At 38.6% G+C, this 19,159-nt stretch carries 19 protein-coding genes; 8 read left to right on the top strand and 11 right to left on the bottom strand.

Annotated features, from left to right (window positions below; genetic code table 11):
• Positions 1 to 93: 93 nt before the first annotated feature.
• Genes LEP1GSC202_RS12190 through LEP1GSC202_RS12180 form a run of 3 tightly spaced genes read right to left on the bottom strand, consistent with a single transcriptional unit; the run spans position 94 to position 2,840 of the window.
• Positions 94 to 1,287: a GGDEF domain-containing protein gene (locus LEP1GSC202_RS12190; protein ID WP_015678338.1), complete on the bottom strand. Its 1,194-nt coding sequence runs from the start codon at positions 1,285 to 1,287 to the stop codon at positions 94 to 96.
• A gap of 58 nt (positions 1,288 to 1,345) precedes the next feature.
• Positions 1,346 to 2,161, bottom strand: coding sequence for a GerMN domain-containing protein (locus LEP1GSC202_RS12185; RefSeq protein ID WP_015678027.1), 816 nt, complete (start codon positions 2,159 to 2,161; stop codon positions 1,346 to 1,348).
• 34 nt (positions 2,162 to 2,195) lie between these two features.
• Complete coding sequence (locus LEP1GSC202_RS12180; RefSeq protein WP_015678150.1) at positions 2,196 to 2,840, bottom strand: HAD family hydrolase; 645 nt, start codon at positions 2,838 to 2,840, stop codon at positions 2,196 to 2,198.
• An 82-nt stretch (positions 2,841 to 2,922) separates the two neighbouring features.
• Between LEP1GSC202_RS12180 and LEP1GSC202_RS12175 the strand changes: the two genes are divergently transcribed.
• From LEP1GSC202_RS12175 to LEP1GSC202_RS12165, 3 genes are read left to right on the top strand one after another with little or no spacing between them, the layout of a single operon-like run.
• The gene (locus LEP1GSC202_RS12175) at positions 2,923 to 4,131 is read left to right on the top strand and encodes a KamA family radical SAM protein (protein ID WP_015678266.1); all 1,209 of its coding nucleotides are present in this window, start codon (positions 2,923 to 2,925) and stop codon (positions 4,129 to 4,131) included.
• Positions 4,128 to 5,117 (top strand): D-alanine--D-alanine ligase family protein, encoded by a 990-nt coding sequence (locus LEP1GSC202_RS12170; RefSeq protein ID WP_015677994.1) that lies wholly within the window; start codon positions 4,128 to 4,130, stop codon positions 5,115 to 5,117. The genes LEP1GSC202_RS12175 and LEP1GSC202_RS12170 overlap by 4 nt, the downstream gene beginning before the upstream one ends.
• Complete coding sequence (locus LEP1GSC202_RS12165) at positions 5,114 to 5,800, top strand: iron-containing redox enzyme family protein (RefSeq protein WP_015678261.1); 687 nt, start codon at positions 5,114 to 5,116, stop codon at positions 5,798 to 5,800. Before LEP1GSC202_RS12170 ends, LEP1GSC202_RS12165 begins: the two co-directional genes overlap by 4 nt.
• Here the strand turns inward: LEP1GSC202_RS12165 and LEP1GSC202_RS12160 are convergent.
• The 4 genes from LEP1GSC202_RS12160 to bfr are packed head-to-tail and all read right to left on the bottom strand — an operon-like array spanning position 5,781 to position 8,895.
• On the bottom strand, positions 5,781 to 6,137 hold the full coding sequence (locus LEP1GSC202_RS12160; protein ID WP_039928974.1) for a DCC1-like thiol-disulfide oxidoreductase family protein: 357 nt from the start codon (positions 6,135 to 6,137) through the stop codon (positions 5,781 to 5,783). The genes LEP1GSC202_RS12165 and LEP1GSC202_RS12160 overlap by 20 nt on opposite strands.
• Positions 6,134 to 7,291, bottom strand: coding sequence for a hypothetical protein (locus tag LEP1GSC202_RS12155; RefSeq protein WP_015677988.1), 1,158 nt, complete (start codon positions 7,289 to 7,291; stop codon positions 6,134 to 6,136). Before LEP1GSC202_RS12155 ends, LEP1GSC202_RS12160 begins: the two co-directional genes overlap by 4 nt.
• The gene (locus tag LEP1GSC202_RS12150) at positions 7,292 to 8,392 is read right to left on the bottom strand and encodes a THUMP domain-containing class I SAM-dependent RNA methyltransferase (RefSeq protein WP_425256024.1); all 1,101 of its coding nucleotides are present in this window, start codon (positions 8,390 to 8,392) and stop codon (positions 7,292 to 7,294) included.
• Positions 8,393 to 8,418: 26 nt separating this feature from the next.
• Positions 8,419 to 8,895, bottom strand: coding sequence for a bacterioferritin (gene bfr / locus LEP1GSC202_RS12145; RefSeq protein WP_015678408.1), 477 nt, complete (start codon positions 8,893 to 8,895; stop codon positions 8,419 to 8,421).
• A 79-nt stretch (positions 8,896 to 8,974) separates the two neighbouring features.
• On the opposite strand from bfr, the gene LEP1GSC202_RS12140 reads away from it, so the two are divergent.
• Genes LEP1GSC202_RS12140 through LEP1GSC202_RS12125 form a run of 4 tightly spaced genes read left to right on the top strand, consistent with a single transcriptional unit; the run spans position 8,975 to position 12,931 of the window.
• Positions 8,975 to 10,075: a thiolase family protein gene (locus LEP1GSC202_RS12140; RefSeq protein WP_039928973.1), complete on the top strand. Its 1,101-nt coding sequence runs from the start codon at positions 8,975 to 8,977 to the stop codon at positions 10,073 to 10,075.
• Positions 10,075 to 11,136: a lipopolysaccharide heptosyltransferase II gene (gene waaF / locus LEP1GSC202_RS12135; RefSeq protein ID WP_015677964.1), complete on the top strand. Its 1,062-nt coding sequence runs from the start codon at positions 10,075 to 10,077 to the stop codon at positions 11,134 to 11,136. The genes LEP1GSC202_RS12140 and waaF overlap by 1 nt, the downstream gene beginning before the upstream one ends.
• Positions 11,133 to 12,452, top strand: coding sequence for an aminopeptidase P N-terminal domain-containing protein (locus LEP1GSC202_RS12130; RefSeq protein WP_015678302.1), 1,320 nt, complete (start codon positions 11,133 to 11,135; stop codon positions 12,450 to 12,452). Before waaF ends, LEP1GSC202_RS12130 begins: the two co-directional genes overlap by 4 nt.
• A 17-nt stretch (positions 12,453 to 12,469) precedes the next feature.
• Positions 12,470 to 12,931, top strand: a complete 462-nt coding sequence (locus LEP1GSC202_RS12125; protein ID WP_015678164.1) for a MarR family winged helix-turn-helix transcriptional regulator — start codon at positions 12,470 to 12,472, stop codon at positions 12,929 to 12,931.
• A gap of 4 nt (positions 12,932 to 12,935) precedes the next feature.
• On the opposite strand, the gene LEP1GSC202_RS12120 is transcribed toward LEP1GSC202_RS12125, so the two are convergent.
• From LEP1GSC202_RS12120 to LEP1GSC202_RS12110, 3 genes are all read right to left on the bottom strand, one after another.
• The gene (locus LEP1GSC202_RS12120) at positions 12,936 to 13,694 is read right to left on the bottom strand and encodes an enoyl-CoA hydratase/isomerase family protein (RefSeq protein ID WP_015678187.1); all 759 of its coding nucleotides are present in this window, start codon (positions 13,692 to 13,694) and stop codon (positions 12,936 to 12,938) included.
• Positions 13,695 to 13,760: 66 nt separating this feature from the next.
• A complete protein-coding gene (locus LEP1GSC202_RS12115) occupies positions 13,761 to 14,939 on the bottom strand; it encodes a M20 metallopeptidase family protein (protein ID WP_015678366.1) in 1,179 nt (392 codons plus the stop codon).
• Positions 14,936 to 16,495, bottom strand: coding sequence for a TolC family protein (locus LEP1GSC202_RS12110; protein WP_039929033.1), 1,560 nt, complete (start codon positions 16,493 to 16,495; stop codon positions 14,936 to 14,938). Before LEP1GSC202_RS12110 ends, LEP1GSC202_RS12115 begins: the two co-directional genes overlap by 4 nt.
• A gap of 241 nt (positions 16,496 to 16,736) precedes the next feature.
• On the opposite strand from LEP1GSC202_RS12110, the gene LEP1GSC202_RS12105 reads away from it, so the two are divergent.
• Positions 16,737 to 18,806 (top strand): thioredoxin domain-containing protein, encoded by a 2,070-nt coding sequence (locus LEP1GSC202_RS12105; RefSeq protein WP_015678231.1) that lies wholly within the window; start codon positions 16,737 to 16,739, stop codon positions 18,804 to 18,806.
• On the opposite strand, the gene rsfS is transcribed toward LEP1GSC202_RS12105, so the two are convergent.
• Positions 18,793 to 19,158, bottom strand: a complete 366-nt coding sequence (rsfS, locus tag LEP1GSC202_RS12100) for a ribosome silencing factor (RefSeq protein WP_015678139.1) — start codon at positions 19,156 to 19,158, stop codon at positions 18,793 to 18,795. The genes LEP1GSC202_RS12105 and rsfS overlap by 14 nt on opposite strands.
• Position 19,159 lies beyond the last annotated feature (1 nt).

The raw sequence follows: 19,159 nt of genomic DNA, 5'->3' as shown, positions 1-19,159 counted from the left end.
TAAGTTTTACACCTTATCCGTTATGGACATAAACTGAGAATCAGTCTCATTTACAAGGAGAAATGCAAACTAAGAATCCGTCGATCATTTTTTTTACATTTCGAGTAATGTGATTCGGTTCCTACCTTCGTGTTTCGAGGTGTAGAGTGCCGTGTCGATTTTATGGTAGAGTTCATCAAAACTTGGATCGTCTTCTGGATGGAAGAGAGTTCCTCCAATCGAAACGGTCAGAGTGAGGGATTCGTTTGGTGCCTTATAAATGGGGATTTGCAATTCCTCCATTTTTTCCCGAATGGATTCCGTTAGTGTTTGAAAGCCCAGTTTATCGATTGGAGAAACAAGCAAACAAAATTCATCTCCACCAATCCTTGCCGCAATGTCGGTAATCCTTGTCCTTGATTTTAACGTTTTGGCAAAGGCTTGGATGGCAAGGTCACCTTGTTTGTGCCCATAACGGTCATTAATTGTTTTCAAACGGTCCAAATCCAAAATAACAAGTCCAATTAAAAAGCCTTCTCTATGTGCCCTTTTTTTATACAGATCAAATTGTTCTAAGAGATGCCTTCGGTTGAAAAGTTCTGTCATTGAATCCACACGGGACAGATCTTCTATTTTTTGGTTGATGCGAAGTAACTTACCCACTGTTATGTGAAGTTTTTCTTTGACTCGGTATTCCTCGAATCGCCAATAATTGATCAGAAAATTTGCAACGATTCCGAATGCCAATAAAAAGGTTACCATGAGCACATCTTGGTAAAAAAAGTAGCGATCAAACCCTTGGATTCTAGAAAAATTTAAATGAAGAGGGATAAAGACAGAGATATAAATCAAAGACAAAATACAGATTCGAATGGGTTCTAACCAAAGTAAGATGGAAGCACCCGCAATCACAATGGCTGAACCAAAAAGGTAATATGCATGGTTTGGATTGTCAAAAACCATCATAGGAATGTACAAAGTGACAAGTCCTACTAAAACCAAACTGGTGATGTTTAGAATATTTTTTTGATAACGTTTGATCCCTCGTTTCGCAAGTAAATACACCATAAAACATATGGCAAGGGATGAGATACGGAAAAAAGCGATCCAAAAACCAGCTTCCTTTGTCCTAACAAGCGAATCCACAAAGAGTAAGGAAATGATGGATGTGACAGCAGTCATCACGCTAAAAATTTGTAAGGAAGAGGCAATATCGTCTAAATTATTGGTGATAAAACTTGGATGGTAGGACCGTAAAAATAATTTACGTAAAACAAATCCATATCGTTTGAAAGTATACCTACGCATCTTGGAAACCAGGATTTAGACTAACATAGGCCCTTTGGAAGTAAACCATTTCGTGAGTTTAAAAGAGGATCACTTTTCTTTGGGACTTGGCGAGAACATCCGGTAAAGACAATCCATCACTTCCGAGAGAACGAATCCTTTCTCCATTGCTATATAGTACAACTCCTTGGATTCCAAAATTTCCCACATAGGTAAAGGTGATTTGGTCCAAACGATCCTTTAGGATTTCGATGCTCCCACCATAATTGAGGTCTTCGGATACCGAAAGGTGCAACACTCCATTTTCCAAACGGTAGTTTGGCTCTAACCGTACTTTTTTTGTCAGTGCAGAGAGTACCCCTTTGGTTTTTTCATCGGTATTAGGACCTTTTGTCAATTCTTGGAATAAAAAGAGAATCGGGTCTCCACCAGGGAATTCACGTGTGAGTTTCACGAGTTGGGATTGGCTATTCTTCCCAGTCCCATAAAATTTTAGAAAGTAAACAGGAAGGTATCCTGGCTCTGCCGTGATCCGTTTCCCAGCACCTGGAAATCGATCTTCGGGAAGAGTAATCTCTGGAATCGTATCATCTACGATTTTTTTTGACTGCGTTTTAGTAGAACTAGGGGGGTAGGTATGATTGAAAACTTCTTCTTCCCAATTTAAATCATCTTCAAAGCCATCGGTTTGGAAGGGGTCCGTCGGCTCTGCAAATTTTGGAATGGAAGTTTGTTTTCCTAGGTTTCGAAATCCTTGTTTGGGAAATATATTTCCAGCAGCCTTTGGGTCAAAACCCATTGATTTTTCAATGAGGACAAGTACAAAGAAAATCCCACCTAGGAAATACCGTAATGATTTCCATTTGTCCTCTTGGATTTGGGGAAGTACCGCCACATTAGTACTGTCGGAAAAGCTAGGTTTTTTAAATTTAAAAAAAATCTTTTAAGGATGTTAAATCTTCAAATTTCCAATCAAAGTTAGGAATTTCTCCTGGCACACCATGGCCATAGGTACAAAATCCAAAGGGGCATCCATTTTGCCTTGCAGCTTCCCAATCACTGAATCTGTCCCCAATCATGGCAATGGAATTGGGTTCTAAATTGTACTTTCTTACATACTCCGCGAGGATTTCTCCTTTTGTGTGGATGGTCTCTTGGTTGATCACAACGATTGGTTCGAAGTATTGTAACACACCGGCTGTATCGAGTACGGTTTCAATGTAAGGTTTCCTACCATTGGATGCACAGGTGATGGTGTATCCTTTCTCCTTGAGGTAATGGATGGTGGAACCAACCCCAGCATAAAAATCACCACCTCCACTGCGAATTGCATCACATAGTAAATCCAAAACCCGTGACGAAATGGTGTCCCTCTCTGGTTCCGGTAAGGTAGGGAGAAGGTTTGCAAAAATGGTACGCACTGGTTTTCCAATTTCATTCATAATCTGATCGTGTGATGGTAAGGACGTGATTTTTCCTGTTTTCTGGGCAAACTCTTCGATTGCCTGCACATACGTCTTAAAGATTATGGATTCTGAGGAAAATAAGGTCCCGTCGACATCGAAGGCGACCATGCGGATTTCCCCCAAGCGGTTTTCTTGCATTACCACCAGAAAAGAATTTGGTGGTCTGTTGGCAAGTAAGGAATAAAATCTTATGCTCGTGCAAAACAGTTTATCAGAAGTTCTTCGTGCCAGAGAAGAATTGTTTTCCAAGACAAATTGGACCGATCCCACATCGCAGTTGCAAAACCGCGTGAAAGGGGAAGAGTTGGCTCGCTATTTTTTGCTGACTGAATCAGAGATACTGGGAATCCAAAACACGATTCGATTGCTTGTTTCCACTACACCCTATTACCTATCTCTTTCGGATCCAAGTGATCCTAATTGTCCGATCCGAAGGATGATTGTTCCGACATCAGATGAATCTATCTTTTCCGAAGAGGAAAGCCCTGATCCACTGGAAGAGGAGCGACTAAGCCCTGTTCGTGGGCTCACTCATATGTACCCGAATCGAGTTTTACTTTTTTCAAACCATTCCTGTAGTGTATACTGTCGTCATTGTATGCGAGGGAGAAAGGTATCATCCAGTGATGAAAGGATGGAGAAGGCAGATTTGGAAAATGCCTTTGATTACATTCGCAAACATCCGGAAGTAGACGATGTTGTGGTTAGCGGGGGAGATCCATTGAATTTGGCTGACTCACGCCTGGAATGGATTCTAAAAGAATTAAACGAAATTCCAAATGTAAAAATCTGTCGATTGGGAACAAGAAATCCTGTTACCCTCCCATTTCGCATAACAAATGAGATATGTAAAGTGATCGAACGTTTCAACGATGACAATTTATCCATATTCTGTAATACCCAATTCAATCATCCGAGAGAATGTACAAAGGAAGCTAAAGATGCTATTTTAAGATTATTAAGAGTGGGTGTTTCTGTTGGGAACCAAGCCGTTTTATTAAAAGGTATCAATGATGATGAAGAGATCATGCTTGACCTTCATAAAAAATTACTCGAAATGCGAGTGCGAGCGTACTATCTATATGACCCAGAACTCATCCCAGGTTCCAGGGGTTTTCGAACACCACTTGCACGTGGGATAGAAATTGTGGAATACATGCGTGGTAAGATTGGCGGAATGGGGATTCCTCATTTTGTAAATGACCTTCCGGGTGGTGGTGGCAAAATCACTATAGGTGCCAATTGGTATTTGGGTTATCATCCAAAAACAAGGCAACATGCTTTCAGGTCTGCTGTTACAAAAAGAATCCATTTCTCATTTGAACCCGTTGGTTCCAATCGAGAATCCTATTATCCAATCATTTCGGATTCCGAATGGGAGAAATTCCAAAATCAATGAAAACGGTTCTCCTTGCTTGTGATATACACAATCCCAAAACTCCGAAACTTTCCCAAGAGTGGGAGTCTGAAGAAACAATCCAGGTAATGGCAAATACCATTGAAGCATTGGGTTATGACGTTGTGACTCTAAGTGATGCGACAGAAATCACTTCGGCATTAAGTGGAATTCCGAAAGCAAATCGAGGTGATTGGATTGTATGGAATTTAATTGAAGGTTATCTTTCGTCCTCGAGAGAGGCATACATACCAGCGTTATGCGAATATTTAGCAATCCCTCATACTGGCAGTGATGCATCTGTCCAAACACTTACTTTGGATAAACTAAAAACAAAATTATTTTTACAATCATTTGGAATCCCCACAACAGATTCCCAATTGATACGGGAAATGGATGCAAAACCAGACCTTGTATTTCCCGTATTCATTAAACCCAATGGGGAAGGTTCCAGTCTTGGAATTTCGGAAAAGAATCTCATCAATTCTATGGAAGAATGGAATGTTCAAGTCCCATATCGATTGTTGGAGTATCCCGAGATTTTAGCCGAACCTTACCTTAGCGGTAGGGAATTGACTGTCGCTGTAATTGGAAATTATGGATCTTACCAAGTTTTACCCATTGCTTATGTGGATACACCGAATGGGTTTTACCACGAAGGGATTAAGTCCAAGTCGGAATTTTTAGAATCTTTGGATTTTGGAGTTAGCCAATCCTTAAAAGAATCATTAGAAACCATGTCGATTGCGATTGCAAAACACCTACGTATTTCTGGGTACATTCGAATCGATTATAAACTAGAAAAAGGCATTCCATACCTCCTGGAGGTGAATGCAACGCCGGGTTTTTCACCAATATATTCCACCTTGCCAATGTTATGGGAAAAAACCGGGAAATCATATTCTGAATTGTTACAAACTTGTTTGGAACTAGGGTTCGAGGAATATACAAAACACAAACGTTTCCAATATGGAAAGGACCAATTATGAATCATTTTATCAGACAATTAAAATCGGAAGTAGAGACCCATTCTGTTTTAAGGTCCAAATGGCTTTTGGAACGAAAAGAAACCCTAACATTTTCAGACTTAGTTTTATGGCTTAGCCAAGAATACTTTGTATCCATTGGATTTGTGGATTGGTTTTTACTAGTGGCAGCTAAAACTCGCGACCAGAAAGCTAAAATTGTCTTAGTTGAAAATATTTGGGAAGAGTTAGGAGAAGGAAAGATAGAAGACACCCATGTATCCATTCTCACTGATTTTTTAAACCAACTCAAATTTGATTTTTCTACCCACGAGATCCTTCCAGAAACGAAAACCTATTTGGAAAAAATGAAATCTGTGATCGACTTAGGATTTTATTATGGACTTGGAGCCCTCGGTCCTGCCAACGAATACTTATTAAAATTAGAATATTCTCAAATTGCAGATGCTTACCAAAAATTAAAATTGGAATACAATTTACCAGAAGGGAAATTTTTCCAAGTGAATTTGGATGCGGATGAGGGTCATAGCAAACGAATGTTTGAATTGATCGAAGAAGTAGCACATACAGAAGATTCTAAAGACCAGGTGATAGAAGGAAATCGTTTGGCATTGGAGGCGAGAAAGGATTTTTATTTGGGACTTTCTCGGTTGGATGAAACAAAACTTAAGAAAGCCGTATCCTAATTTTTTTTAATACATATAGTGCAAACATTCCCAAAAAAGGAACGAGTGGCAAATAAAGGATCCATACAAAATAACGGAAAAATTTTATATTCCAAAGTAAAACACGTACTCCAAAAAATCCAGGGTAACGGTTTCCATTTTGGATCCACTGTACTTCACCTTTGCATATTTCTATTGTCAGTTGGTTATGAATTTTTTTTAAATCCAATTCAGAAAGTGTATGGAAAGAAAGGATTTCAATCGGCTTTACTGAATTTTTTTTTAAGGATTGTGCCAAACCAGTGCAGAAACCACAGTTCCCATCATAGATTAATAGGTTTTTAGCAGTATTGTTCACGGTTTTGGCGATTCAAAATCTTCAGGTTGTGATTGTAAAAGAGAAACAATTCCTGGAATCTGGGAGCGGTCCACACCTAACCAGTAATAATACCAAAATGGGTCTTTTTCGATTCCTTGGGCAATGGACATATACCATTTATTGATGGTATTGTCGGGTTTACTTCGCCAAAAAAGCGGATTACAATGTTCCAAAATTTGGTCCCAGATATCCCGTCCCACTCCAGCCCCTCGAGCGACACCATTGACAGCAAATTTTGAAAGTAGATACCCGAATTCTGTTTTTTGTATCCATGCACAAGCACGGTATGATTCTTCTAAAAATAAAACATCAAACTTAGTTTCGAAAAAATTTTGTTTTAATTTTTTACCAAATGATTCTTCTATCAACCGAAATAGTTTTACCATATCTACACCTTCAGAGGATGTAAACTTATGAATTCGATTCTTTCGTTTTACTAGGGTACCACTTCCCTTAACAGTGAATAACTCGGTTAGTAGAGTGAATGGGGAAGTGAGAACAATGCTAAATTTTGGGTCTTCAATTTTAGATACTAGAGCTTCGGAGAGTTGTACGAATTCCTTTTGGCTTTCCGTAATGGTAATGTCATTGGGAATGGAAAACTGATGTTCCATTTGCAAAATGGATTTTACCTTACCAGAATTTGGATCTTTTAAAGGACCATCAATCGAAACATAAATTACCTTAGTAGAATTGAGAATCGAACGACAACGATCAAGTACTGATTCCAATTTTTCAGTTTCATCATTCCATAACAAAATAGGAATTTTTTTCTTTGCAATGGTTGATTTTACTGTTTCCTTTAATGGTTTATCTCTTGCAATGATTTCATAAGAAAAACCTAAGGATCTATCGTCCGAATGATTTGGGTTTAATTGTTCGAGAGGAAAAAAAACTTTTAAATATTGAAAACTATCTTCTTCTAATACAACAAAAGGAAATAAATCCAATTGGTAGAGGAGTTTTAAATCAGAAAATAAAGCTTCTGAACTTTCAAAAATCGTTTCAGAATCAGCATAAAGAATGGCAAAGGATTCGGGGGAAAGGGATTGGAATTCTTTTAAAAAGAGGAGGCCATCCCTTTGGTCTCTTGTAATTTCAAATACACGACTTAAAATGTCCTTTGATTTCATTTACCTGCTCTTAAGTTCGTAATCCACAATTTTTGCTTTGAGATTGGCATGTTTTAGGCTAATGTGTTTGTTTTCTTTTAAACCAAATTTTCCCAGTAGAGAAAAATCAGCACATAAAACTGTAAATTTCCATCCTCCAAATTCGTTTTTCAAAATTCGACCAAATTGGAAGTACATTTCTCGTAAATCGTCGATTGGTTTGCCTATACGCTCTCCATAAGGAGGGTTTGTCACAAGATGTCCTTTGGAACCAAAAGAATTTTTTAATTCCAAACAATTTCCGACTTCAAATTTGATAAAATCTTCTACACCTGCTTCATAAGCATTTTCTTTGGCGATACGAATCGCTTCTGGATCAATATCAAAACCGAATAAATGTGGTGTTGTTGGATTTTCTTTTTTACGCTCTGAAAAAACATAAGTCGGAAATAAAATTTGAAACACTGGTGATTCTGCAAAAAGGAAACGGTTGATTTCGCCATACAACCGTTCTCTTAGCGCTGCCTCAATGAGAACGGTTCCAGATCCACACATTGGATCTACAAGGGTTTCCCCTTCCTTCCAATCAGACATTTCTAACATGGCCTGTGCTATCGGTTCTCGAACAGGTGCACTTCCTGCATGAAGTCTGTAACCTCGTCTTCCTACTGCATCACCAGATAACGATAGTTCAATACTGAATCGATCGGTATGAGATCTTACTACAATTGTAATGTCAGCCATCCGTTTTTCGATTTCAGGAAGAGGGACTTTTTTGCTTCGCAAACGATCAAGAATTGCATCCTTCATTCGGTGCATGGTAAATTCAGAATTTTTTAATTTGTCTTTTGTTTCTGCATCGATACGAAAACTTACATTGGGGCCAATGTATCTTTCCCAAGGTAAGTCTGTTGCTTTGGTATAAAATTCATCATAATTGAGTGCGTTATCATGTAAAAGTTGTAAATTCACACGAGAAGCAAATTTGGTATGGATGGCAAATTGGATCACATCCTCTTTTTTCCCTGAGAAAAAAACACCACCACGGTTTGTGTTGTTAATTTTTAGATGAAAGGATTCGATCTCTTTTTCCAAGAGCGGAGAAAGTCCTTCTCCGCATATGGCATGATAGGTGGGATGAGTTGGTTTTATTCCGAATCTCCTAATTTTTGTGCCAGGTAGTTTTGTAAACCAATGGACTCGATGAGAGATTGCTGTGTTTCAATCCAATCGATGTGTTCTTCTTCCGAAACAAGGATTTTCTCCAATAATTCACGAGTTCCATTGTCTTTTGCTGCGACACAAACATCAATGCCTCGGTTCAATCGTTCTACAGCATTGTATTCTAATTGTAAATCGTGTTGGAGCATTTCAGGAACGGTTTGCCCTACATTAATTTTCATGTATTTTTGTAAGTCTGGAATTCCATCAAAATACAAGATACGTTCCATAATTTCATCCGCATGTTTCATCTCTTCAATGGACTCTTTTCTGAGATAGTCTGCTAGTTCCAGATAACCCCAGTTTTTACAGAGTTTGGCATGAATGAAATACTGATTGATGGCTGTGAGTTCTGCGGAAAGAACTTCTGCTAGGATGTCGATTACTTCTTTTTTTCCCTTCATATGGGTATCCTTAAAAATCTCGGTTCAAATGGAAAGATAATTGGTTTTCATAGAATAGGCAAGCGGAAACTATATTCGAATGAAGAAAGTTTACATTCACAATCCTTCCATGAGTGTATTCGGTAAACACAAAGGTTCTCAACTTGACTTGTCCTTTGCGACCGCAAAACAATCTGTACATGAGTTTCAATCTCACAAAATTCAATTCATCATCTATGCAAGTTTTTCTCCAGATTCTTATACAAAGGAATACCATCTCTCCGCAAAGATAGCAGCAAAATTAGGATTAAAAGATGTGTATTCCATACGTATGGAAACTGCATCATCCTCAGGGGCATCCGCGTTTCAATTGGGAGTGAATTTGATTCTCAGTGGAAGGTTTGAGCATGGACTTGTGATTGCGACTGAACTCATGTCTCAACTGAATCGTGAAGAAAGCAATTTGTTGTTAGGTTCTGTTCTTTCGGATTCACAAAGAAAATTAGGAATGTCTATGGCACAAGGTGGTGCTATGATCACGAATCGGTATCTCTATGATTATGGATATAAGGCGGAAGACTTATTTGCCATCGCCAAAAAACTCCATGACAATGGACTGGAAAATCCAAACGCACATATTAAAAAAAATCTATCGTTTGAGGAATACAAATCCCAACCGAAAATCGCAAGTCCTCTAGGTCTCTATGACATTTCACCACTTTCGGATGGGTCTTGTGCTCTTATCCTTTCCAAGGACCCTAGTGCTGTGGCTGTGCGTGGAATGGGATCGGGTTTAGCTCCATTCCTCGCGTCGGCAGAACCAAGTTTTTTGGCCAATCGCATTGCATTTTCCAAAGCGTACGAGGAGGCTGGGGTCGGACCAAGAGACATCCATTTTGCGGAATTACATGATGCTTTCACACCATTTGAGTTAGTAGGAGCCGAAGATGCTGGTTTTTTCAAACGAGGGGAGGCCCTTTTCCAAGTGAAGGCCGGTCTCACCCATCCAAAAGGGAAACTACCCATCAATGCCTCCGGGGGCCTCAAATCGAGGGGCCATCCCGTAGGAGCTTCTGGCCTTGCCCAAATCGTGGAACTTTGTCGCTTCTTTTCTGAATGGCCTGAAAAGCGATTGGCAATAGCGCAAAGTATAGGTGGACTAGCTACAAACAACTTTGTTTCGATATTAGAAAGAGTCTGATGCCAGAAAAAATACTCATCATCCAAACTGCATTCCTGGGGGATTTGGTACTTTCAACTTCCTTTTTTCATGCAGTCAAAATGGAGCACAAAGAAAGTGAAGTCCACGTGGTTGTGAACCTCGGAACAGAATCTGTATTAGACAATAATCCAGACATAACAAAGGTTTGGTGTTTGGATAAAAAGAGAATTAAAAAAAATCCCTTTGCTTTTTTCCATTTTATTAAAAAGTTGAAAATGGAAAAATTTGATAAGGTATATGCTCCCCATTTTTCCTATAGGACCAGTTTGATATCTTTTTTCACTCGGGCAAAAATTCGCATTGGTTACAAAGAATCTGGGTTTTCCTTCCTCCATACGAAATTAGTTCCGAGGCCAAAACAAGGGCCTCATGAAGTCGAAAAACTATTTGCCTTACTATTTGAACCCTATGATTTTCCAACAGGTCGTGAAAGAAGGCCATATTTATTTCCAACCAAAGAAGAGGAATCTAGTTTCGAAACGAAAAAGGCAAAACTGCTTAAAAATGAATTCGGTTACATTTTGATTGCTCCCTCTTCGTTATGGGAAACCAAACGAATGCCTGAAGAAAAGTTTGTAAGTGTTATCACACAAATTTTACGAAAACGCGAAGAAACTGTGATCCTCATTGGAAGTAAAGCAGACACCTCGATTCAAAACCATATCTTTCGGCTGATGAAAACAGAACCACTTGAATTAAAAGAGAGGGAACGATTGTTATCTCTTGTAGGACAAACAAGTTTAAAAGAACTTATGGTTTGGATCCAAAATGCAAAGGCTCTAATTTCCAATGACTCAAGCCCCATTCATTTTGCCTCCGCATTCAATACGCCTACTGTGATGGTCTATGGTGCAACAATCCCTGCATTTGGATATAGCAGTTTATCGGATAAACATAGGATCTTGGAAGTAAATGGACTTGGATGCCGTCCTTGTGGAATCCACGGGGGAAGGGTTTGTCCAGAAGGCCATTTTCGTTGTATGTTGGATCAAAATCCAGTTCGCATTTTTGAATCACTTGAGGAAGTTATAAAATCATGAAACAACCTACTTTAAAAACGAAAGAATATGATTCTGAAATCTTTCGAAAGCGGATTCAAAAAATCCAAAAGAAACTGAGTAAGGGAGAAATCCTCCTCCTATTTGCTGCCAATCATAAGATTCGAAATCGGGACGTAGAATATAAATTTAGACAAAATTCTGATTTTTATTACCTAACAGGTATCACCGAAGAGGACGCAATTTTTATCCTCACATCCGATACAGTTGGGATGTTTTGTTTACCCAAAGACAAAGAAAAAGAAATTTGGACTGGCATTCGGTTAGGTAAAGAAAAAATTAAATCGATGTTAGGTTTAGATTTTACTTATGATTTAACTGATTGGGACAAACAAAAATCTGCAATTTTAATCGGAAATCATACATTATATTACTTTTTTGGAGAAAATCCAGATAGAGACCGTGAACTCCTTACAGAATGCAAAACTTTATCTGAGAGAGCAAGAGAAGGGAAGTTTGGCCCTCACCGCATCGAACACCCTTATTTTTTACATGAAGAAAGATTAATTAAGTCAAAGGATGAAATTCAAATCCTAAAGAATGCAGCTGAGATCACAAAGTTTGGTCATATGCGAATCATGCGAGAAAGTAAACCTGGAATGTACGAATATGAATTGGAAGCTTTGCTTGAACAAGAGTATTTGAAATATGGATCAATAGGTGGAGGGTATGGGCATATCGTCGCATCGGGTAAAAATGCTTGTATATTACATTATGTAAATAACGACGATCAACTGTTGGATGGTGAACTAGTGCTCGTGGATTCTGGAGCCGAGTGGAAATATTATACTGCCGATGTAACTCGAGTATTTCCAGTTGGAAAACGTTTCACAGAACCCCAAAAAACGATTTATGAGGTGGTATTGTATGCCCAAAAAAATGCCATCCGACATTCGGTTGTTGGGGTTCCTTTTAACGAAGTACATGAAAAAACTGTTAGGTTCCTTGCTGATTGTTTACGTGAGATGGGATTTTTAAAAGGAAGTCTCGACGAGATTTTGGAAAAAGAAACCTATAAAAAGTTTTATATGCATAGAACAGGACATTATCTTGGGATGGACGTTCACGATGTAGGACGGTATTATTTAGATGGAAAGTCTAGACCTTTAAAAGATGGGCAGGTGGTGACTGTGGAACCTGGTCTTTATTTTGATCCAACAGATGATTCTATCCCAAAAGAATATCGAGGGATTGGAATTCGCATCGAAGATGACATCCTCATTCATGGTAAAGAACCAATCAATTTAACAGAATCCATTCCCAAAGAAATTTCGGAGATCGAAGCGTTAAAATCATAGGAATCGGATTTTAGTTTATGGCAAGAGAACTCCCAAGAAGGTTTCGATCTGTCCGGTATTTTGACCGTATCAGTTCCGAAATAGCCGACATTGTTCGGGATGAGATGGAAAAACTAGGTTACCCAGGCCTAACTACATCCCACTTTGAAATTTTAACGTTTTTAATTCGGACGTCAAAACCGATCAACATGACACAAATTGCCAAAACCATTGAAAAAACCAAACCAACATGTACGGTTTTAGTGAATCGATTGGTAAAAGAGGGATTGGTGGACCGAAATCCATCGCCAAGCGATGGAAGGGAATGGGCGATCCTTTTATCGAAAGAAGGAAAAAAGATTCGCAAAAAAATCGTCACCATATCAGCAAAACTTCTTTCATTACAAACCTGGGGGATCTCAAAAGAAAACGAGGATATTTTATACCCTATCCTCGATGAAATTTATAAACACATCCGAAACCGCAAAAGTTTCGTTTGAACGATTATGAGGTAAAGACTGGCCTTCTTACTTCAACGGAAGCTGTGATTCCTTCTTTTGCATCTGGAGATTGGATACTTGAGATTGTATTTTTGATGTCTTCTTTCGCCAGGTCAATTAGAGGTTTATGAACTTGTAAAATTCCTTTTTTTGTATCTTTCATGGCAGAATTGGAGTTCTTTTTCAACTTTGTTTGTAAAGACTTGGATTTTTTCTTTAAGTCTTCTTCTGTATCTGAAATTTCTTCGAAAAGGTTAGGCATCTCTTTTGCTTTAAAGGCATCACCTAGTAATACATGCCTTTTGGCAACGTCATAACCAACTGCTTCTCCAAGAAGAGCATATACAAAGGATGGTACTTGGATTCCAATTTTAACTTCTGGTAAACCAAATCGTATATCGGAAGTCGCATAACGGTAATCACATACGAGTGCAAGCATTGCTCCGTAACCAAGCGCATGACCTGAAATTTCTGCTATGGTAGGCATAGGAAGTTGGTAGAGTTCCGTTAAATTGTGATAAAATAACTCTAAAAATGGTGCCAAATCTTTTGTCATATCCATCGTGCTGACAGTCGTTAAATCAAGTCCAAGCGAAAAAGAACCATTGGCGGCACTTCTCACCACAACTACTTTCGCATTGGATTCTTTGGCAGATTGGATTGCTTTTTTTAAGGCCAAAAAAGAATCATTGGAGAAACTGTTTTTATCATTGATGGCAATTTGGATTATCCCAACCCCATCATTTAGTTCGAAACTGATCATAATTCCCTCGATTTGGTTAGATATCTAACTAATAAAATAAATCACTTTCTCGGCAAGGAAATTTTTTTAAAATTCGGATAGGTAAGTATGGATCACTTCTTTCATCACTGAAAGTCCGATGGGAAGTGAGTCTTCGTCAAAATCAAAAAATGAACTGTGGTGGGGGTGGATGAATCCTTTACCTTCATTTCGAGAGCCAATAAAAAAATAACAACCTGGTCTCTCCATGAGAAACGCAGAAAAATCTTCACCACCCATGGTCCTTGTATTTTCTTCCGTGAGGCAATCCTCCCCAAGGACGGATTTTGCCGCTTTTCTCACAATTTCAGCCATTTCTGGGTCGTTGATGGTTGGTTTATCGATCCGTTTGTATTCCAAATCAATTTTGGCCCCAAATCCCAAACCAATCTGTTCTACCAATTGTTTCATTTTATTGGGGATCATTTCGTAAACAGACTTTGAATAAGTTCTGACGGTACCATGTAAAACTGCCGTTTCGGGAATTACGTTAAAGGCATTGCCTGCATGAAACGAACCAACCGTAACAACACAAGGTTCTAAAGGATCAACATTTCTTGAAACTAATGTTTGTAATGCGGTAACTAGATGACTACCCACAACAATTGGATCTACTGTGTGTTGTGGCATGGCTCCATGCCCAGATGTTCCGTTTACGGTGATTTTAAATTCATCAACGGATGCCATCATGGTTCCGTTCACAACTCCCACTTTTCCTAAATCAATATGATTCCAAACATGAAGTGCAAAAACTGCATCCACTTTATAACGATCTAAAATTCCGGAAGCTATCATTCGGTCAGCTCCAGATCCACCTTCTTCAGCAGGTTGGAAACAAAGCAAAACTCTACCTTTTGGAACAAAACTTTGGAAATCTTTTTTTAAGTCAGAGGATAACGCAAGTAAGATGCTTGTATGACCGTCATGCCCACAAGCATGCATTTTCCCTTCATTTTTACTTTTGTAGGAGTGGGTATTTTCTTCATGAATGGGAAGGGCATCCATATCGGCACGCACCAATATCGTTTTTCCCGGTTTTCCAGAATCAAATAGGGCAACAAGACCCGTTTCAGCAATTCCATCTTCCACTTGAAAACCTAAAGATTCTAAATGTGTTTTTGCAAAATTTGCAGTTTCCCTCTCTTCGTATTTGAGTTCTGGGTTTGCATGGAAGGTTCGTCTATAACGAACCATTTCGTCTTTTCTATGAGTGGGAAAGGGTTTCATAATTTGTCTGTTTCAAGTTTTGCGCGTTTTTCGACTTCTTCCAAAATGGAATAGAGGTCTAGTCCATACTTTTCAAAAAGTGAATTTTTCGCCAACTCATAACGAACCAAATTGATATTAAAATTGATTTTGGCTTGGGTGACTGCAAGCTCCGTATTCGCCAAACTATCCAATGCATTTTTAACATTGACAGCTGTATAACGTCCTTGTTTGAAACGTTCCATAAGCCCATTATAAAAAATTTCTGTTTCACGTTTTGTTTTTAGCAAATCTTTTAAAAGTGCATGACTTGCAATCAGAGCTTCATGGCGAATTTCTATTTCCTGTTCAATTTCTTGTTCCAAGTTTTGGATTTTAAGTTCATTTACTTTAAGATTTGTTTCTGCATCCCGAATGCCAGCCTTGATTCCTAAATCCCACAAAGGGTAGGACATTTTTAATTCGGCATTGATCTGGGGATAAAGGAAGGAAGTGACCCCACGTTGCCTTGCAATGAAGTTTTCTTGAGGTGATAAAAAGTTTTGGCCAATGGAACTGTAAGAAACAGTTGCAAGTAAAGATGGGTCATCCTCTGCAAGTGCTGTTTTTAACGCCAGTTTCGCGATCTCTCTTTCTCGTTTTAATATTAGATAATCGGTTCGATGAGATAGTGCATATTCTTTATCATTTTTAAGATTGATTCCTGTGGGTAAGGTTTCACTTAAATCTGTAACCCCTTCAATTGAGGAAGCCGTATCTACATTCAAAATTCGAATCAAATTCCGTTCTGCTTCAATTCGATCAACTTTTGCTTTTTCAAGAAGTGATTGGGTTTTCAGGTATGCTTGGTTCCATTGGTTAACTTCAAAGCCTTCCGAAAGTCCGAGTCCCGTTTTCCTTAAAGTCAAACGCCGTATTTCTTCTGTGTTTTTGGAAACTTTTTCGTAAGTGGCAATCCTAGAATCTACAATGCTTAACGACCAATAATCGACTAAAATTTTTACCACTAGTTGCGTGAGGATATTGATGTAATTTTCACGAACAAGTAGAGTTTGGTTCTTCAGTAATTTTTCTTTGTCTTCTTCTGTTTTCCCAAATCCATACTTGAGTAGTTCTTGGGAGAGGGTGACAGAAAGGGCACCTGTATACATGGGAGGAGCCGCAAGTAGGCTCGCAAAACCTGCTGTAGCCGGATCTGGATTTTCAAATGCGTTTACATCATATCGAACTGTGCTGATTTCAGTTTTGAAATAAGTGCCAGTTTTGAATTGTTTTTCCACCCCTGCCGCAATTCGGTCTTGGGACCTGATAGTTCCGGCAAAGACGTTGTTTCGATTATTTGGAAATAATTGTTTTGCCGATTGGATGCTTGCGAGAGCTTTCCATGAATATTGTGATTGGTTTTTCCATTCTGGACTATCTGCTTTGACAATTTCTAGTTTGGCATTTTGGACAATGGTATTGTTTTCGATGACTTGTTCAATGGCCTGGGAAATCGATAACCGAAGTTTTTTGGGGCCTGGACCTTGTAACTCTGTTGGCACCACCTCTCCATTTTCCCATTGGGCGAGTTGCATCCTTTTGATTTCATCATCAAAATCGGTTTCCGCAAAAATAGGCAAACTGATGAGGCTAAAAGATATTAACCAGCTGGTCAACTTTCGAGAATCTGTGAAAAATGGCGGGGAAAAAAATTGATACACTTTCAATGGAAACCGTTTAAACCCCTTACCAGAACAAGATGAAAAAATCAATCTTGTCAATCAACCGAAAATGCAAAAAGCTTGGTTGGGAAAACCTATTTTCTAGGAGAACATTGTGGCAAATTTGTCTAAAAAACCGAATCGATTGGTCCATGAAAAAAGTCCTTATTTGTTACAACATGCACATAACCCGGTAGATTGGTTTCCCTGGGGAAACGAAGCTTTTGAAATAGCCGAAAAGGAAGATAAAATCATCCTTTTATCCATTGGATATTCAACCTGTCACTGGTGTCATGTAATGGAAAGAGAATCCTTTGAAGACGTATCCACTGCAGAACTATTAAACCGCGACTTCGTATGCATCAAGTTAGACAGAGAAGAACGCCCTGACATAGATAAAATTTATATGGATGCCCTGCATGCCATGGGGACTCAAGGTGGTTGGCCACTTAACATGTTCCTCACCCCCAAAAGAGAACCAATTTTAGGTGGTACGTATTTCCCCCCTGAAAATCGCTACGGAAAAAAGAGTTTTAGAGAGGTATTACGATTGGTTTCCGAGGCATGGAAACACCAAAAAGAAGAACTATTACAAGCTGCGTCTGAATTAACGATTTATCTTAATGATAATGAAAGAAAAACGGATCCAACTACTATCCCCAATTCGCTTACAATCAAAGAAAATTTTAAGCGTTATGTGGAAGTCTATGACAAAGAATTTTTTGGATTCAAAACAAATTCAATCAATAAATTTCCACCCAGTATGGCACTTTCATTTTTGTTAGATTATTACTTAATTGAGAAGGACAATCGTGCTTTAGAAATGGCATTTAATACAGCCTATGCGATGAAATCGGGAGGGATCTATGACCAAATCGGAGGAGGCATATGCCGGTATTCCACTGACCATGAATGGCTTGTCCCTCATTTTGAAAAGATGTTGTATGATAATGCATTATTTGTAGAAACTCTTGCAAATCTCTACCAAATCACAGGTGAAAGTTTCTTTTTAGATACATTGGAAGAAATCATATCCTATGTCGAACGGGATTTGAGTTTAGAATCTGGTGGGATTGCCAGTGCGGAAGATGCAGATTCTGAAGGGGAAGAAGGAAAATTTTACCTCTGGAAGGAAACGGAAATTCTTTCCCATATTTCAGACAGCGAGGTATTAGGTTTTTGGAATGTAACGGAAGAGGGGAATTTTGAACACAAAAATATACTGCATGTGTATTGGCAGGGAAAAAATCCATTCCAAGACGGGATCCAATGGAAACCAGGTTTTAAGGAACGGTTACAAAAAGCGAAAGTCACTTTGTTAAATGTAAGAAACAAACGGATTCGCCCTTTGCGTGATGACAAGGTGTTAACTTCCTGGAATGCACTTTGGATGAGAGCCTTACTAAAAAGTTATGACGCAACGGAGAATATAACCTATTTAGAGCAAACCAAACGCATTTACCAATTCCTTTTACAACATCTAATCAAAGAAGATGGAACTGTTTTACGAAGGTATCGGGATGGTGAAGCCAAGAATCTTGGAACCTTACCCGATTACGCAGAATTTGTTTGGGTATCACTTCGATTGTTCCAAGAAACCGGAGAGGCTTCCTATTACAAAACTGCCTGTTTGTTATTCGAGACGATCCAAAAAAAATTCAGTTCCAATATGGGACCTTATTTTGAAGCAAGTGATGAAAATGTAGATTTAATTGTAAGGACAATCGAAGGTTATGATGGAGTAGAACCGTCAGGAAACTCAACGTTGCTCCATATCATTTATTTTTTACATACACTGGGATATTCCAAATACAGTTTAGAAAAAAAAGCAAATGAAATCTTTTCCTACTTCTTTCCCGAAATGAGCAAAAATTCTCTCAGTTATCCATCCATGATTTCCGCTTTACAGAAATTCCAATCTGCTTCTAAAGAAGTAATCGTTGTTTATCGAAACCAGTCCGAAGAGACAATCCAAAGGATATACAAAAATTTAAGAAAAATCCTCATTCCAGGATTTGTTTGGTTGGTTTTAGAAGAAACTGTTGCCCAGTCTTTAGAAGAGGAATTGGAAATCTTAAAAGAAAGAAACGCAGGGAATGGAATCCGTTATTATGTATGCCAAAACTTTCGTTGTGAACTTCCCACAGAAACATGGGAAGAAACGTTTGCCCTTATACAGAAATAGAAGTAGCGTCTCCCCAAAGTCGGTCTAGGGAATAATAGGTCCTCATTTCGTCTGTCATGATATGGACACAAATTTCACCGTAATCGAGTAAAATCCAACCAGTTGCATCTTTTGGTAAATCGGCAAAATTTTGACGTTTGACTGCTAGTTTTAAGGGTTTCATGTATTTATCGATATCTTTGGCACAAGACCTACCTTGTGTTTCTGTTTTGACAGAAGCGATGACAAATATTGATAAATAGGAATGAACATCTTTTAGGTCGAGGAATTGAATGTTTTCACATTTTTTTTCAACTAATGTTTGTTTGATTTTTTTTAGATGTTCTAATGTTTCGTTGCTTATGTTTGGCATT

It is taken from the genome of Leptospira yanagawae serovar Saopaulo str. Sao Paulo = ATCC 700523 (assembly GCF_000332475.2).
Taxonomy (GTDB): Bacteria; Spirochaetota; Leptospiria; order Leptospirales; family Leptospiraceae; genus Leptospira_A; species Leptospira_A yanagawae.
This window is presented reverse-complemented; position numbering and strand designations above follow the sequence as displayed.